The 17,681-nt window shown below is 46.0% G+C and carries 12 protein-coding genes; 6 read left to right on the forward strand and 6 right to left on the reverse strand.

Features of this window, described 5'->3' with window-relative positions; translation table 11 throughout:
* Nucleotides 1-27 precede the first annotated feature (27 nt).
* The 4 genes from mqnE to dnaE form a co-directional block, all read right to left on the reverse strand.
* Nucleotides 28-1,209 carry an aminofutalosine synthase MqnE gene (gene mqnE, locus U0033_RS01065; protein ID WP_072357363.1) on the reverse strand — a complete coding sequence of 394 codons (1,182 nt, stop codon included), beginning with the start codon at nt 1,207-1,209 and terminating at the stop codon, nt 28-30.
* A gap of 3 nt (nt 1,210-1,212) precedes the next feature.
* On the reverse strand, nt 1,213-3,363 hold the full coding sequence (locus tag U0033_RS01070) for a M43 family zinc metalloprotease (protein WP_083571353.1): 2,151 nt from the start codon (nt 3,361-3,363) through the stop codon (nt 1,213-1,215).
* A 699-nt stretch (nt 3,364-4,062) separates the two neighbouring features.
* Nucleotides 4,063-4,380, reverse strand: a complete 318-nt coding sequence (trxA, locus tag U0033_RS01075; RefSeq protein WP_072357364.1) for a thioredoxin — start codon at nt 4,378-4,380, stop codon at nt 4,063-4,065.
* Between the two features lie 332 nt (nt 4,381-4,712).
* Entirely contained in the window at nt 4,713-8,351 is a 3,639-nt protein-coding gene (gene dnaE, locus U0033_RS01080; RefSeq protein WP_072357366.1) for a DNA polymerase III subunit alpha, read from the reverse strand.
* A 155-nt stretch (nt 8,352-8,506) separates the two neighbouring features.
* Between dnaE and U0033_RS01085 the strand changes: the two genes are divergently transcribed.
* From U0033_RS01085 to U0033_RS01095, 3 genes are all read left to right on the forward strand, one after another.
* The gene (locus tag U0033_RS01085; RefSeq protein WP_083571354.1) at nt 8,507-9,157 is read left to right on the forward strand and encodes a C40 family peptidase; all 651 of its coding nucleotides are present in this window, start codon (nt 8,507-8,509) and stop codon (nt 9,155-9,157) included.
* A 145-nt stretch (nt 9,158-9,302) separates the two neighbouring features.
* Entirely contained in the window at nt 9,303-10,193 is an 891-nt protein-coding gene (locus tag U0033_RS01090; RefSeq protein ID WP_072357367.1) for a glycosyltransferase, read from the forward strand.
* 67 nt (nt 10,194-10,260) lie between these two features.
* Complete coding sequence (locus U0033_RS01095) at nt 10,261-10,704, forward strand: hypothetical protein (RefSeq protein WP_143150619.1); 444 nt, start codon at nt 10,261-10,263, stop codon at nt 10,702-10,704.
* Between the two features lie 109 nt (nt 10,705-10,813).
* Here U0033_RS01095 and U0033_RS01100 read toward each other — a convergent pair whose 3' ends face one another.
* Both U0033_RS01100 and U0033_RS01105 read right to left on the reverse strand, forming a co-directional pair.
* Nucleotides 10,814-13,492, reverse strand: a complete 2,679-nt coding sequence (locus tag U0033_RS01100; protein ID WP_072357369.1) for a T9SS type B sorting domain-containing protein — start codon at nt 13,490-13,492, stop codon at nt 10,814-10,816.
* A gap of 154 nt (nt 13,493-13,646) precedes the next feature.
* Nucleotides 13,647-15,146, reverse strand: coding sequence for an oligosaccharide flippase family protein (locus U0033_RS01105; RefSeq protein ID WP_072357370.1), 1,500 nt, complete (start codon nt 15,144-15,146; stop codon nt 13,647-13,649).
* Between the two features lie 156 nt (nt 15,147-15,302).
* Here U0033_RS01105 and U0033_RS01110 point away from each other — a divergent pair, with 156 nt between their 5' ends.
* From U0033_RS01110 to U0033_RS01120, 3 genes are read left to right on the forward strand one after another with little or no spacing between them, the layout of a single operon-like run.
* Nucleotides 15,303-16,253, forward strand: a complete 951-nt coding sequence (locus U0033_RS01110; protein WP_072357371.1) for a glycosyltransferase family 2 protein — start codon at nt 15,303-15,305, stop codon at nt 16,251-16,253.
* Nucleotides 16,254-16,256: 3 nt separating this feature from the next.
* The gene (locus U0033_RS01115; RefSeq protein WP_072357372.1) at nt 16,257-17,261 is read left to right on the forward strand and encodes a glycosyltransferase family 2 protein; all 1,005 of its coding nucleotides are present in this window, start codon (nt 16,257-16,259) and stop codon (nt 17,259-17,261) included.
* Nucleotides 17,258-17,665 carry a hypothetical protein gene (locus U0033_RS01120; protein WP_072357373.1) on the forward strand — a complete coding sequence of 136 codons (408 nt, stop codon included), beginning with the start codon at nt 17,258-17,260 and terminating at the stop codon, nt 17,663-17,665. Before U0033_RS01115 ends, U0033_RS01120 begins: the two co-directional genes overlap by 4 nt.
* Nucleotides 17,666-17,681: the final 16 nt, after the last annotated feature.

A 17,681-nucleotide genomic window follows, 5' to 3' on the forward strand; every position in this document is an offset into this window, starting at 1 on the left:
AAGCAATCAGCCCTCTTTTTTTGCTTTCTATTTAGCCATTAATTCTTCGTCAGAAAAAACGACATCTGTATAATCTTTTATCTCATTGTAAACAGTATCTCTCTCCACCGGTCTTCTACCTGCCTGCTTAATCAGCATTGCCAACTGTGCGGTATTCATACTTGGATTCTGTTCCTCTGCACCCGCCATTGAGTAGATCTTGGTGGTATCATCAATGGTGCCATCCAGGTCATTCACCCCGAATGACAGCGTAAGCTGCGCACTTTGTCTGCCCAGCATTGGCCAGTAAGCTTTCAGGTGCGGGAAATTATCCATATACAAACGCGCGATGGCGTACAAGCGCAGATCCTCAATCACAGATACCTCACCCACATGCTCCATTTCATTATCCTTATTCCTGAACTTCAGCGGAATAAAGGTATTGAAACCACCGGTTTCATCCTGCAACCGGCGCAGCCTTTCCATATGATCTACCCTGTGCCAGTACTGTTCCACATGGCCATACAGCATGGTCGCATTTGTATGCATACCCAGGTTATGCGCTGCCCTGTGAATATCTAACCAGCCGTCTGCATCTACTTTATCATGACAGATTTGTGCACGGATATCAGGATGGAAGATCTCCGCACCACCGCCCGGCATTGACTGCAGGCCGGCATCATACAGCTTCTTCATCCCTTCCTGTACGCTCAGTTTGGCTTTGCGGAACATATAGTCCAGCTCCACCGCCGTAAATCCTTTGATATGTAAATCCGGACGATGTGCCCTGATCTTTTCCAGCAGTTCTACGAAGAAGTCCAGGTTCATTTTCGGATGCACACCGCCTACGATGTGTACTTCGGTAACCGGCTGACCATCATATTTCTTTACGATGTCCAGCATCTGGTCTACGCTCAGTTCCCAACCTTCTTCTTTATGCTTATAAAGCTTTGAGTATGAACAGAATTTACAAGTGAAGATACAAACGTTTGTCGGCTCAATATGGAAATTCCTGTTGAAATAGGTTTTATCTCCATGCATACGCACCCTAACGAAATTGGCCAGCGCGCCCACATAGCCCAGTTCGCCTTTTTCAAACAGCAGTATACCTTCATCAGTAGTCAGCCGCTCTTTGGCGAGCACTTTTTCTCCAATGTTCTTCAATGCTTTATCCAGCCTGGCATCCTGCAACAGCGTTTCCACTGCAGGATAATCGTTTTGAGTAGTCATCCTTTAATTCACTTTTATGATCTTGTAAGTCTTTGCCTTAGTATTCCGGTAAATTAACTTTACAAAATAAACACCATTTGGCTCATTTACCAAATCAAAAGTAAAACGATTGCTGCCGTCGATATTGGAGCCACGCTGATTGGCGATCATTTGCCCCGAAGTATTGTATAAACCTATGTAATCCAGGTTGTCCGGCTTTTCCAGGAAGGTCACGTAGAGTGCCCCGGAAGTTGGCACCGGGCCTACCGTAATGCCCTTTTCTTTCAGGTAAGGGAGGGTAGACTTAGTGACGATATTGATATTGTCCAGGTAAATATTGTTTTCGCTATTCGCTATGTTCCTGAATACCACCCTGAACTGTCCTTTTTTTATAATACTGGTCAGGTTGACGGAATCCCGGCGCCATTGGCTGGCGGTAGGTACAAATTCAGATCTCACCGGTGCCTTGACGCTCACCAGGGCTGGATCCAATTTGTTGTACAGGGTATCGTAGGTGAGGGAACAGTCGGAGGTGGTCAGCACCAGTAACCCATCCCAGAAATGGTTGGAGGTATCGGTGATGTTGGTATAACTCGCTGCGGCCACATCGAAGAAGAGGAAGATGGAGTCCGCGCCTCCCGCGTCAATGGTGGGGGTACGGATATCGTCAGCCTCCCCGTTCACTTGGTAGGCGAAATTGCGTAGCACGAGGGCATAGTAACTACTATCGCCACGGCTCACAGCTGTTCTTTCCCAGGTATAAGAACCATCCGGATTATTGATTTCCCAGCCGGCAGGCGGGAAGGTGCTGCTCTCGAATCCTTCTTTCAGCGGGAAGCTGATATTGTTATAATAGCTCAGAGTAGTCCAGGCAGTATCGTTGGTAGCATCATTATCAGCAGCACCGTTCGGAAGGGAGGTCCATGATTGCAGGATATGCTCACCTACATCGAGAGAACTGGTGGAGAGGGTGACGGTGTCTGTTTTCAATGCTGCGAGGCTACCTGCCCAGGCAGTGGTATACACGCTGCCATCGTCTGTCCGATAGTTGATATTGACTTTGGTGAGGGTGGTCAGCCCCATATTTTTCAGGAGTACAGATGGCGTAATGCTGGCATCACATTGTTGCTTATAAGGTGAGATGACGTTTTGTACTTCCGCATCCAGTGTTTTCAGGTTCAGGGGGGTACAGCCTTCGGAGCTGAGCAGGGTAAGCCTGTCGCTCGCGAGGGTGGTACGGATCACGTCTACCTGTTCGGTGGTGAAGAGTACCAGGCAGGCATCGTCTGAGTAGTCCATGTAGTTTTCGAACATATACCCTGGATTGCTGCTTGCACACATGTCAACCTGTGGCCACGCAGGACAGCCGTAGGTGGCTTTGGCCTGCTTGGGGGTATCGTCGATACCGTCATCGGCGGCACAGGCATCTTCATCCCCCCAGATGTGGCGGAGGTTGAAGTAGTGCCCTATTTCGTGGGTAGCAGTACGACCCTTATTATATGGAGAGGTGGCGGTACCTGTGGTACCGAAACCGGCATAATCAATTACGACGCCCTGCTGGTTGCTGGCATATAAACCGGGGAAGGTAGCGACACCGAGATAGCCACTTTCGAGGTGGGTAACCCAGATATTGAGGTAGCTATTGCCATCCCATTGGGCAGCGCCACCGGTGCTGGTGAACTTTACTGCCTTGGCTGCAGAACTGATACTAAAGCTTGATTTTGTAGTAGTTATACGCTCTATCCCATTCGTTACCTCACCCGCAGGAGTACGTTGTGCAAGGCAAAACTGGATTTTGGCGTTGCCGATCAGCTCTTTCCAGACAGCGGGGAGAATGCTGGTATCGGTATTGAGTGCAGCATAGTCCTTGTTAAGTACATCGATCTGGGATTGCACCTGGGCGTCGGTTACGACATTTGGATTTTGCAATACAATGTGAACGACTACAGGGATGGTAACGGTGTTGTAGGTAGCGGTAGTTTTGGCTGCTGCTCTGGTTGTTTTGAGCGTAGTGATTGTTGAGCGGTTGCGTGCTTCGATCTTGTCACGCAGTACCTGCAAAGAAGGATTTTCCTTAATCTGTTCCTGCGCGGCAATTTCGGAGCCACACTGGCGCTGGCCCAGGGCAGGTAATGACAGGAAGACGGTTAGGATAAAAAGGGTAAAATTGCGCAAAGTTCAAGTTTGAAAGTTAAAATTAGCGGCTGTTTTTCCGAAAATTCGGGGAAAGGTACAATCTTTTGTTACACACCTTGGCTATAATTTCCAAAAGTTAGGGTGTCATATTGAATAAATTCCCCACTATTTATAGTACGGAATTATCCAGGAATGGTTGCCTGCGATTTAGAAAAGTGGTTCTGTAGCAATTAATTGGCTCTCGACAGTTTGACCGCGTTTTTTTCCTATTGTTTAAAACGGTGTTGGCTCATTTTGCATTTTAGTTCCCCGAAAATGGCCGCCGCTGATGGCTGGTGCTTTCGGCTTCAGCCATCAACGGCGGCAGGAGTGGCTTGTGGCCGGGGGAAATGAATTTGAGTCACGACCTTTTAAACGCGATCCTGCAGTATTTCGTATTGAGTGTTTTTAAGGAAGGGGAAATGGCCTGAGGAGGGCCATCGTCTTCAGTGCGAACCTTGTTCATGTATTACATTATCAGTTCATTAAAAGATCACCAGTATATCACTTCAATATCCCTGGGATAATGAAGTGATATATTGGTGATATAGAAGTGTACTTATAATGAACTGATCTAAGCGAAGCTTAGGTGAAGACGGAGAGCAGAAGAAGCGAATAAGAAGGGAGAGGAAAACAAGGTCAATAAAAAAGGGCGACTCATCCGAGTCGCCCTCCTTACAATTAATTTATTGCCAAAGATTACAGATTCGCCTGAATCTTCTTTTCTAATACTGAACGAGGCGCAGCACCTACCTGTTTATCTACCACCTGACCATTCTTAATGAACAGAATTGCAGGAATACTTGTAATTCCGTAGTTGATAGATAACTGAGGGTTCTGGTCAACATTTACTTTACCAACATTAACCTTACCAGAGTAATCTTTAGACAGCTCTTCGATCACCGGACCGATAGCGCGACAAGGACCACACCATTCTGCCCAGAAATCAATTACGCTCAATTTATCTGAGCTCAACACTTCCGTTTGGAAGTTGGAATCAGTGAATTCTAATGCCATGTTATTAGTATTTATAAAATTTTTAAAATCTTGTTATTAACTCTGCAAGAATCAAACCGGGCGCAAATTACTGCTTTTTCGGCATGTTCTGCAAATCGTTATATCGATTATTTACGATGCAAGTTACAGTATTTTTTACCGGATACTTATTGATAGTTTCTATACATATATCAAGTTCCGGCGAATTGGTTCTTTTGTCCGCATTATTGGTTTTTGGTACCGTGTATTGCTGCCATTTTTTACTTTCAAAAAGGACCGGATCCACTGTGTAATTACCGTAGGCAACTGTATAGCGGATCCGATAAGTGCCTGCGGCCTGGCTAAATAAATACCTATTTCGCAGTCTCTATATACACATCCATATCCGGCTGCTTGGATAAAAAGTGCGCCAGCTCATCATTCATCTCAATATGCTTATTGAACGTATGCATCTTTACCTGCAAATCATTATCCCTATCCACCAATTGCAAAAACAACTCACTCGAACCAGGATACTTATTAATATTATCTACCAAAAAGTCTACCAGATCCCGCGTTATAAATTTCGGCATGGTTACCAGGCCCACCTTTTTCGTATGCGTTTTCTTCACTTCCTGTAGTAACTGGATGCTATTCACCTTGAACTCATACTCACTATCATTAAATCGTCTTGCCTTAAAACCTCCGTTGATAAACAGACATAAACCCGTTTTCAGATAAGGCGCATACCTGATAAAGTCCTCGCTCCACAGCGCAAACTCAAACTTCCCGCTATAATCCTCCACCGTCATGATACCAAATTGCCTGTTGTTACGGGATATGCGCTCCTGCGCCCCTGTTACATACACCGCCAGCCTGAAATTCTTTTCCCTGCCCGGCTTGCCACCACCCGGAGCTGTAATATCCGCCTGGTATTCAACCAGTTCTGATACCCTGTTCATGTTGTAAAACCTGCTCTCGAAGCGGTAATCATCCAGGGGATGACCGGAAATATAGATCCCCGTCACCTCTCTTTCATTGTTCAGCTTCAATATCAGCGGCCATGGATCACAATTTGGCAGTTTCGGTGGTTCGATGGCCGGCATATCCTCATCCCCAAACAAGCTACCGATATTGGATGCACCCGCTGCTACCTGGTTACCAAATTTCACGATCTTATCCAATCCTGTGGTAGTATCGTTCTCCGGCTTGAAGAAGTACTGTGCTCTGTGCAATGCCGGGAAACAATCAAAGGCTCCGGACATGGCCAGGGCTTCCAGCGATTTCTTATTGACCGCACGCTGATTCACGCGCTTGATCAGGTCAAATATATCTTTGAACGGACCGTCCTTTTTACGCTCTTCCAGGATGTTTTCTACCGCAGCTTCACCTACACCTTTCAGGCCAGCCAGGCCAAAACGGATCTGTCCCATTTTGTTTACCGCAAAACCTTTGAAAGATTCATTCGCATCCGGCGGCAATACGTCGATTCCCATACGCTTCGCCTCTTCCATGAAGAAGGTGATCTTTTCAATATTGCTCGCACAGTTCAGTACCGATGCCATGTATTCAGCAGGGTAGTGGGCCTTGAGGTAGGCCGTCTGGTACGCTACGAAGGCATAACAGGTGGCGTGCGATTTATTGAACGCGTAGGATGCAAACGCTTCCCAGTCCGTCCAGACCTTCTCACATATTTTCAGATCATGGCCGTTCTTTTCACAACCTTCCATGAACTGTTTCTTCATTTTGTCCAGTACCGCTTTCTGCTTCTTACCCATGGCTTTACGGAGGATGTCCGCATCACCTTTGGAGAAGTTTGCCAGTTTCTGACTCAGCAACATTACCTGCTCCTGGTATACGGAGATCCCATAAGTATCCCGCATATATTCCTCCATCGCCGGCAGGTCATATACTGTTTCTTCCAGGCCATGTTTACGGCGGATGAACAATGGAATGTACTCCAGTGGCCCCGGACGGTACAAGGCATTCATCGCGATCAGGTCATCGAACCTATCGGGCTTCAGTTCGCGGAGGTACTTCTGCATACCGGGAGACTCGAACTGGAATGTAGCGTTCGTTTCACCTTTCTGGTACAGCTCGTAGGTGCGGACATCGTCCAGCGGTATTTCATCAATGGAGATTTCTATGCCGTGGTTTTGTTTAATCAGTTCCAGGGCACCTTTGATGATGGTGAGGGTCTTCAGACCCAGGAAGTCCATCTTAATTACACCGGCGCTTTCGATGATACTACCTTCGAACTGGGTGACCAGCAGGTCGGAGTCCTTGGCGGTAGATACCGGGATCAGGTCGTACAGGTCCTTGGGGGCAATGATGATACCCGCCGCGTGGATCCCTGTATTTCGTACAGACCCTTCCAGTACGCAGGCCTCGCGGAGCACTTCGGCCTGCAGGTCTTCGCCTTTGATGATCTCACGGAGTTTTCTTACGTTTTCAAGATCTTCCGGACCCAGGCCTTCTTTTTCAGCCAGGCTCTTATCCCCTTCATCGATCGGGGCATTGAAGATGCGGTCCAGCTGGATACCCGGCTTATCAGGCACCATCTTGGCCAGCATATTGGATTCCACCAGCGGCAGGTCCATTACACGGGCTACGTCTTTGATACTCATTTTGGCGGCCATGGTACCATAGGTAATGATCTGGGCTACCTGGTTCTTGCCATATTTATCTACTACGTAGTCAATTACTTTCTGACGGCCTTCATCATCGAAGTCCGTATCAATATCGGGCATGCTCTTACGTTCCGGGTTCAGGAAACGCTCAAACAGGAGATCGTATTTGATCGGGTCTATATTGGTGATACCGATAGAATAGGCTACCGCCGATCCTGCTGCCGATCCACGGCCCGGACCGATGAATACGCCCAGATCGCGGCCTGCCTTGATGAAGTCAGATACGATGAGGAAGTAACCGGCAAATCCCATATTCTCGATTACCTGGAGTTCGAAGTTCAGGCGTTCTTCCACCTCGGCTGTGATCTCCGCATACTTTAAACGCGCACCTTCGAAGGTGAGGTGGCGCAGGTACTGATCCTGGGTAAAGAAACCCGGAGGGATTGGGAAGTTCGGGAGCAGGATGTCTTTTTTCAGGTCCAGCAGTTCCACCTTGTCCACGATCTCATTGGTATTGTCAATGGCCTGTGGCAGGTCGTGGAAGAGGGTAGACATCTCATCCGTGGTCTTGAAATAGAACTCGTCGTTATAGAATGCGAAGCGGGTATTTTTCTTACCGCCTTCGTCTTCATTAAATTCTTTGTTGGTGGGGGTAGATTTCTTCTCACCGGTGTTGATACAGAGCAGGATATCATGTGCGTTTGCATCGGCCCTGTCCACATAGTGGGAGTCGTTGGACGCGATTATTTTTACATTGTACTTCTCTGCAAATTTCAGGAGCACCACATTCACTTTGTCCTGTTCCGGGATACCATGGCGCTGCATTTCTACATAGAAATCCTCTCCGAAAATGTCCAGCCACCATTTGAATTCCTTTTCGCCGGCTTCTTCGCCATGCTTCAGGATGGCACGGGGCACGGAGGCACCGAGACAGCAGGTGGTGGCAATCAGTCCTTTATGATATTGGAGAACGAGTTCTTTATCGATACGGGGATATTTACCGTACAGGCCCTCGATGTAACCGAGTGAGCAGAGTTTGATGAGGTTACGATAGCCTTCCTCGTTTTTGGCGAGGAGCACCTGGTGGTTACGGATATCTTTCTCATCGCGGGTAAAGGCACGTTTAAAGCGGTTTTCTACCACATAGAATTCACAGCCTACGATAGGCTTTACCTTTAGACGCTTATCTTTTGGATCTTCGGGGTTGAGACGATGGTTGTATGCTTCTGCCACAAACTGGAATACGCCGAACATGTTACCGTGGTCTGTGATAGCAAGAGCTGGCTGGTTGCTGGCCATTGCTTTTTTGTACAGTGACTTGATATCTGCGGCTCCATCCAGGAGGGAGTATTGAGTGTGAACGTGTAAGTGGGAGAAAATCATGGCACAAAATTCCGTTTCTTCAGGCACAAAGTTAGCTAAAAATTATCCACAAGAGATGGATGTGCCTGCGGCGGTGCCTTTCAGATTTTTGCGGTACAACACTTTAAAAACAATTATTATTAGTAATTTAGCTCAAATATTAACGCTAAGCATATATGCCAGGAAGAAATGGATTTATTTGGATGATCGGTATTTTTCTGTTAACAGCAAGTTCGTGTTCTGTTATTAAAAATGCTTCTACCGCCAAAAAATCCAGCAATACTTCTTCCAGCCGTTCCCCGGAATTTCTTGATGGCTTCACTACTTCCAGCAATGCTAAGACTACCAGTGTCAGCTATGCGAAAGTGAGTTTTTCCCAAGCCGCCAGTACTTATGTCGAAAATGCCCCTTTGTGGCAATTCAAATATGCGCAGCTGCTGGATGTACCGGTAGAGACTGTGTTGAATGCCAACCTGTTTTACTTTATTGAGGACTGGTGGGGTACCCCTTACCAGTTAGGTGGTCGTTCCAAGACAGGGATAGACTGCAGTAATTTTGCCAATCAGTTATTGACCACGGTATTTAGAGTGAACGCTTCAGGCACCTCTTCAGGATTGTATGACAAATCAAAGAAGGTGAGCAATACGCAGATGAAGGCGGGGGACCTGGTGTTTTTCAAGATCAATCAATCGCAGGTATCCCATGTTGGCGTCTACCTGGATAATTCTAAATTCGTACATGCTTCGACCAGTTCGGGTGTGATGATCAGTGATCTGAATGAGACTTACTGGAAGAAGTATTTTGTTGGAGCAGGGAGGATTAACTAAATGAATATTAACCCGGTTCGCCCCAGGGCGGGACTAAAATCTTACCTTCGCGAAAATTAAACCAAAGAGGGAGATACACTTTTCTATTTTTACACTGTTTACTTATTTCCACCTACATTGTTAAACTTAAATTGTTTACTGCTTCATGCTTTCTATCGTTATCTGTTCTATTGATCCCCAGCGCGTGCGCACGGTTGTTGCAAATATCGATGCCACTGTTGGGGTTGAACATGAAGTGATCATCATCGACAATGCCAAAGAGTTAGGGGGCATGGGGGCGGGGTATAATACCGGTGCCGCCCGTGCGAAGTATGATACCATCTGCTTTATGCATGATGATGTGGAATTCCTCACTGCCGACTGGGGTAAATGTGTGCTGTCGCATTTTAAGTCTGATACAGAACTGGGCCTGATCGGTATTGCCGGTAGCCGTTATAAAAGTAAAACGATTTCAGGCTGGTGGACGAATCAGCCCAAAGCAGATTGTTGTAATATATATCAAAGACTGCTCACTGGAAAGGACCGGAAATTCCTGCTGCGCCCTGTTGGGAAGAATGGAGTGGCGGTGCCGGTGAAATGTCTGGATGGAGTATGGTTGTGTACGCGTAAGAAGATCTGGGAGGAGTTTCCGTTTAATACTGCGGATCTGAAAGGGTTTCATTTTTATGATCTGGATCTAAGTTTGCGCATCTCCCAGGCATATACGGTGGCAGTTGTGTATGATGTGGATCTTTTGCATTTTTCAAACGGAAACTTTGGGGATGAGTGGGTGCGGAATGCCATCTACTTTCATGAGCAGGTGAACCAGGTGCCATTGCCGGTGAGCCTGGATGTGCCGGCAGAAAATGCGGAGGCGCATGTATGTAAGTCGTGGTTGCAGCGATTGCAGATTGAAAAGATCAGTTGGGAAAACCGGAGATTGTGGGTACAGGCGGCGAGGGGGATGGATTTCCCGGGTGCGTGGTTCGCAGTTTTAGGGTTTTATTTTCCTTATGTGGAGAAGGCGAAGGTGAAGTTGAAAGCGATGATATCATAATGAGTTTATAAACAATAAAGTATAGTAATGGTGCTAGCCCGGTTAAGTTTAAAGGTGAAATAATTACATGAGGTATTTATTATTTATGTATTTGTTGATAACTACTACCGTCGCTACTGCCCAGCGCAAAAATGATGCTGCGGAAGTGCTTGTAATGCCTTTACATATTGATCGGGCAAAGGGAAGAGAGGATAAATTGGTTTTATTGGCTGATAGCCTCAACAATTATAAAGGAGGAATATTGCCTGATTTTCTTTTTGATGCTTGCATCGATTGGAACGCATCTTACTGGAAGGATTTACATGCAGCGACATCTGTTCGTTGGCTTATTTTAAAACATGTCACAAATAAGCAGTCGTTGAAATTAATAATTGATCAGCATGATAAAAGGCTAGATGAATTATGCAGAAAGAAAGCTGAAAACGTTTATCCCTACCTTAAAATCCCAATGATCAAAAAGTCTTTTTATCAGCTTATAAAAGATAGGCGTAAAGAATTAAGTCATCAGTAAAGATTACAGCGCCACAACAAAGAGAAAGAATGGTTATGGTCCAAAAGTAAAGCCTTCAAATCTTTCGATTTGAAGGCTTTACTTTTATTTTATTAAAGAAATTTTCCCCTTATCGTATTAAGGTAACAGTTCCTTTTTCCATTTGCGGATGCATCTCATCTCCGTAATACCCATACTGTATCAGGTACACATAAGTACCAATTGGTGCTACTTCATCTTTCACTTTCCCATCCCATCCGCTACTATAATCTGAGGACTGGTAAACCACATTTCCGATCCTGTTAAAGATCTTTATATTATAATAAGCAATCCCCAATCCTTTCACCCTGAACAGATCATTCTGTCCATCACCGTTCGGTGTAAATGCATTTGGAATAAACAGTCTTTTGAAATGTGTGACCGTGATCGTTACCGTGTCAGCCGGAATACAATTCAGGCCAGTTACTGTACTTACTATATATGTAGTGGTGGAATCGGGGGTTGCCCGCGGCGAAGCGCAGTCCACACAACTTAAGCTCTCAGCGGGTGTCCAGATATAGTCTACACCGTTGGCTGCATTCAGTGTTACAGACTGCCCGATATTAATAGTGGTATCCTTATTCCAGATATGAATAGGATCTATATTCTTGTTCTCGATGGTCACGATAGAATCCAGCCGGCAGTTATGTGCATCCCGGATCAGGATGGAGTAGGTGCCGGCACTGAGATTGGAAATAGTGGTTTGCTTCATCAGGTCACTGCCCCAATAGAATTTATAAGGAGAGGTACCACCTGAAGGATTTACTTCCACGGCACCATTCCCTCTTTCACAGAGTTCATTGGTGATGGATACGCCTGTTTTCAGTGGTGCTGGTGCCGGCAGTTCAATGCTTACGCTATCGATACAAACGGCATTCCGGATATAAATATGATAGTTCCCCTGCATCAGGCCCGTGATCACAGGTGTGGTCTGCGAAGTTTTGAATGTATCGATGGTATATTCAAACGGAGGTACGCCTTTATTGACCTGGATAGTAATAGACCCGTCGATAGCATCGTAACAACTGGGCTTTGTGCCGCTTGCGGTGGCCCTGATGATGTTAGCCGTATGTTCTACTACTGTAAAGGTCCGGCCCAGTTCGCAACCTAGGGCATCTCTGACTTTCACAGCATAAGGCCCCGGGTCTAATTTGGGATACAGGGAATCCTGGCCCTGGTTGATGCCTTTAAAGTAATAAGTGTAGGGGTAGGTGCCACCGGTAGGCATTACCTCGATTTGTCCGAGGGCGATACCACAATCAATATTGGTCACCACGGTATTGGACAGGTCCAGGGGTTTGTTGATAATGACATGTACGGTATCGCTGCCTTCGCAAAAGCCATTGCTCACAGTAACGATATAGTCACCGGTATAACTTGCTACGATGCTTCGGGTCGTCTCACCGGTATTCCATTTATAGGTACGGCCAGCAATGCCTGGATCCAGGGTGACCGGGCTTGTGCCGCAGCTACCGGTATCTTTACCCAGGTTTGGTTTTGGTGGTGCCAGTACCACTACATCTTTACAAAAAGAAGACTGGGTAGATAAACTTTCGTTGGTGAGCAGGTGAATATTGTAAGTACCGGCTGTATTATATTTTATGGGAGACGGCGGTGTGGCAATGGTAGAAGACGGGGTGCTGGAATTGGTACAGCTGTTAAACTGTAATCTGAAGATCTTATGCGAAGCCGCATCTGTAATCATTGAATACAGGTTATCGCCATCTCTGAACATGGTAGAGATAGAGTGGGGAAATGTAAGACCCGAAATATTCAGCTGGGAGCCGGTAATAGCTCCTTCCACGCCGTTCGGGAAATCGACCCTGACAACATCGTGGGTGACGTTGTTGACAACAATGCCGTAAATGTTACCGCAATCGTTGATGATCGTGACATCCCTGGGTTGGGTGAGCACGCCTCCGGCATTACCGAGGTCTACGCTGACCGGGGTATTACCTATAGAAGATCCAAAGTCCATGCGGACCAGGGTACCTGAGTAGGTGCTGGTGACGAAGATGTAATTCTTGTTGTTGTATTTAGCGGCGTAGATACCGGAAGGCCAGTTCAGGGTACCGGTAACGTTGCCTAAGTTTTCTGCGGTGGGGGCGTTGGTAAAGTCCTTACCGAAGTAAAAACGGGTGATCGTGTTGTCGTCGGCGTTTGCTGTGAGGCCCCAGTATTCATCACCCTCCTGGATGATAGTGAGTTCTGCGGGATAGTTCAGGGTGTTGCCGATATTGCCCCAGTTGGTCGCGGTCAGACTGGCTTTGGCAGTACCCAGGCTGCTGCCGAAGTCCACTTTGATGATGCGGGCTAAGGCTTGGGTATGACCGCCTACGACGATCAGGTGCCAGCCGTTTACGTCTTTTACCACTTGTAGCCCTTCGGTAAATTGCGGAACGATTCCATTGAAAGTACCCAGGTCTTCGGCGGTTGGCGTGTTGAGCAGACTATTCCCATAGGTAAGGCGTACGAGGCTATTTACTCCGAAATTGGATACAAAGCCATACCACACGCCATTGTCCTGCTGGATGGTGATGAAGGTAGGGGTATTGAGCAAGTTGCCGGGGTTGCCAAGATCAGTAAGTGTAGGAGTACCATACAGGTCGTAACCGCAGAAGTTCCAGTAATAGGTACTGGCTCCTGTTGAAGTATTGGTAATATAGACTGGATCATTGATACATACGGTATCTGGTGCTGTAAAACTTGCCTGTCCGAAAACGTTCAGCCGTACTAACAAACAAAGGCTGAAGATAATGAGATGCTTCATGTTAAGGTATAGATTGAATACAAAGTGCCCTATTGGCACAGGTTGTCCCTAGAGTTAACTTCTCTTAAATAAAGGTAGATTTATTTTAAATAATAGCCATTAAATTTTCCTGTGCTTAGTCGTGATGAGTGTAAGAAAGCCAGTTGGAGCCCCCTTATCGGCCTATCAGCGCGAATGCTCTTTTTTTGACGGTACCCCATACCTGCATTACATCTTCGGATACGTTCAGTTGCAGGAGCAATACGCCATAGATCGCTGTAAAGGCCGTTGATCTTGCGACTAAGCCCAGGAAAGGATCTTTGAGATGAATCGTATAGGCTACCAGCGGGTACACGGCCATAGGCAACACGAGGGCCACGATGGTCTTCTTTGTAAAAGGCTGTAAATTAAAAGTTTTGTAAAGGAATATGTACCTGATGATATTAAAAATGGTCCTTGAAATGAGAATAGCGAGTGCTGCCCCGACCATGCCATATGATTTGATGAGTACATAGGAAAGCGGTAGTGTGAGGGTCAGCAGAACGATGTTTGAATACAATTCAAATTTCCATTTCCGGGAAGTAATGATGATTGCACTATTCATCCCCGTACCCAATTCAATTACCTGGTAGAGACCCAGGTAGAACATCACGGGTTTCCCCAGGTGATACATTGGATCTGGTTTTACCCAATCCAGCAGGTCATCCCAGTTCAGCATGATGATGGCAAAGATAAAACTCGCTGCGATGAGCAGGTTGAGCGATGTTTTCTTATAGATCCGGTCCAGCTTGAGCATATCCTTATCTTTCCAGGCCTGCGAAATAGGCCCGGCGGCCATGCTCAGTGCCGCACGGAAGGGAACCACTATAAAGTTTGAAATATATTGCGTATTAATAAATACCGAAGCAAAAGATAGGCCCATTAAGCTCGAAATGATGATTGAGTCCATGGTGGTACTCAACAGGGAAATCACATTACTGACAAAGGTGACAGCGCTGTAAGGCAGCATTTTTTTCCAGAGCCGTTTGGTGAGCCTGCTGATCTTAAACGACATTTTTAACTGTCTTACACACAGCAGGTAAATAATCAGTGCTGCAAAGATCGCAAAGTACTGAAGGCTGAAGAGATTGGCATAGAGGGGGAACGAGATGATGCCCGCGATGAAGAGCACATTCAGGACGCTATTGAGCCCTCTGAACAGCAGTTCCTTCATAAAATTGGCCACATGCCCTTTCTGGATGGTCCAGGTTTGAGATTCGAGTACCTGGAATAAGGTAGCGAATAAAGTGAGTGGAAATACGAGATTGAAATATTGTACCAGGAGCGGTGATTTTCCGACGAACTTCTGGATGATCAGCGGTTTCATAAACGTCGTGAAACTCAGCAGGATAATCAGGAAGCCAATGGTCGAAAAGAAAAATGAGATGGTGAGCAGCTCACTATTGTTCTCCTTATGATAGTTCTTGTAATAGGGAAAAAACTTGACCACGATCGTATTGCTACCTAGCAGGGCAAAACTGCTGAAAAGGAGGGAAATATCAAGCAGGACACGGGTTAAGCCTGTCTGATCGGGTATAAAATACTTGGCGTAAAGGTAGGTGTTCAGCGCTCCAAATAAGAATCCGGCATAAATGAAAAATGTTGTGATGATACCTTTTTTCCTGATGGTACTCATATATTTAAAGCTAGCTGTGTTTTTTAAATGTGACCCAAAATCCTTTACTACCAAAAATTAAAGGTATTCATAATTTCGGATTATTATATCTTGCGCTCTGTCTTCAAATATAATGCCTTACTATAAAGGCTATGCAGCTATAAGACAATATTGAATATGGAGAACCCTTATAAGATAAAAGTCTCGGTATGTATTCCTGCCTATAAACAGGTGGATTACCTGCGTCGTTTGCTGGATTCACTGACTACCCAAACGATGAAGGAGCTGGAAGTGGTGATTACTGATGATAGTCCGGATAATGCGGTGGAGCAGCTGGTGAATGAATTTAAGGAGGAGTTGCCAATCCGTTATTATAAAAATATACCGGCGCGGGGTATGCCGGGTAACTGGAATACCTGTCTTGATCTGGCGAAGGGGGAGTATATTAAGATCATGCATGACGATGACTGGTTTATGCATCCGCATTCACTGGCTACCTTGTGTAAGGCCCTGGATGATCATCCGGAACACGATTTCGCTTATTCTGCTTACTATAATTACTACCTGTTTACGGGTGAGAAAAAGGAGATGACTTCCCCGGCCTGGTTCAGGAAAGCCTTTGCCAAAGCGCCTGTAAATGTATTGTTCGATAATCTTGTGGGGCCACCGAGTGTGGTGATCCACCGGAATAAGCCTGCCTACCGCTACGATGAAAAGGTGCGCTGGACCGTGGATGTAGACTTTTATATCCGTTTGCTGAATGCTCATCCGGGATTTACGTATATCCCTGAGCCTTTGTGTTATGTAGGGATGGGCAAGGAACAGATTACAGAGGAAGTGCATGGTGTAAAGGAGGTGTTTATACCGGAGTATTTTTATGTGTTGCAGAAGATGGGGGATGGGCCTTTCAGGAGTGTGCTGGTATATGATTTCTTCTGGCGCCTGATGCGGAATATGAAAATTAAAGGTGTGCAGGATATACGTCGTGCGGGCTATGAGGGTCCTTTGCCCCTGGTAACGGATTATGTGTTGGGCTGGCAGCGTATTTTCCCGGAAGGATGGTTGAAGTTTGGGCCATTGTCTAAACTGGTGAGTGGATTATCTTTTTTGTTTGCACCTAAACCTTAGTTCATGCAGTTATCTGTCATTATTGTAAATTATAATAGTCATGGGCTGATCAATGATTGTATTGATACGATTGTTAGTCAGACGAAGGAGATCAGTTACGAGGTGATTGTGGTCGATAACCAGTCGGCAGCTGGAAGCATGGCGCAGATTGTAGCGAGGCATCCATTTGTGAAGGCGATCGAGATGGGGTATAATGGTGGATTTTCACGGGCGAATAATGTGGGCTTGCGTGCAGCTGGTGGTGAGTATTTATTATTGTTAAATCCTGATACGCTGATATTGAATGGTGCGCTGGACAAGTGTGTGCAGCGGTTTGCTGCGAGTGAGTTCGCGGCTTGTGGCGTGCAGCAGTTGAACGCGGATCATAGTACGCAGATCTCCGGGAATTATTTTATGAAGGGAGGATTGAATCATTTGCTACCATTGCCGTATTGGGGGAAGGTGCTGAGATGGGTGGCCTTTAAAATGAAGACAAAGGTGCCAAATGTGCAGCAGGCGGGTAGTGTGCATGAGGTGGATTGGATCAGCGGAGCGTATTTGATGATTAGGCGGAGTACGCTGGAGAAAGCGGGGTATATGGATGAGGATTTCTTTTTGTATGCGGAGGAAGTGGAGTGGTGTAGCCGGATTAAGCGGATTGGAAAGCTGGCGATCTTTGGTGATATTAATATTGTGCATTTGCAGGGAGAGACGACGGGAGAGGCGTTTGATTCGGAGGAGAAGGGGTACCAGGGGTTGTTCGACAGGAAGGCATTGCAGGTGATGTTGTCAAATCATGTAAGGGTGAGGAAGCAGTTTGGGGTATTTTGGTTTTTGTTTTTATTATTGAATTATAGTTTTGCCGTGCCGGTGTTCTTTTTTGGAAGTATGCTGGAAAATTTATTTAAGGGAAGGAATCCCTTTAAGTATATGGCGCAGGTATGGGGACTGACAAAGAATGTGTGGGCCTTGTGGAAGTATAGTCCTTTGATCATCAGGAATAAACCTCATTTTTATAAAGTGTTATGAGAGTAGCGTTATTTATTTTTTTTGTTTTGGGCCTTTCTGCTGGTGTGTTTGCCCAATCATCTGTAAAGGTGGTACATGAATATTATGCTCATGTTTTTGAGCAGTATAATGCTTCGGTGGTGAAGGTATTGCAGCTAAAGCCCGATTCGGTGAGTGAGGGAGAGGCGACACATAAATATTTCTCTTTTAAGAAAGGAAATCGTAAGGTGAGTGTGGCGTACCAGTTGTATGAAGATGGCCGGATTATTTCGGTGCAGGTAAGCGGACAGCGAAGGGATCTGGAAAAATTGTATCGCACCTTTTATGAAAAGAACCTTAAGAAAAGGTCAGTCATAAAAAATGATGAGTGGGTGCGGATGAAAGAGGGTGAAGGCAAGATAATCGTGCAGGCGATTATTTATTAGTGCAGAAATATTATTT

The sequence above is a fragment of the Chitinophaga sancti genome, from assembly GCF_034424315.1.
GTDB classification, from domain to species: domain Bacteria; phylum Bacteroidota; class Bacteroidia; order Chitinophagales; family Chitinophagaceae; genus Chitinophaga; species Chitinophaga sancti.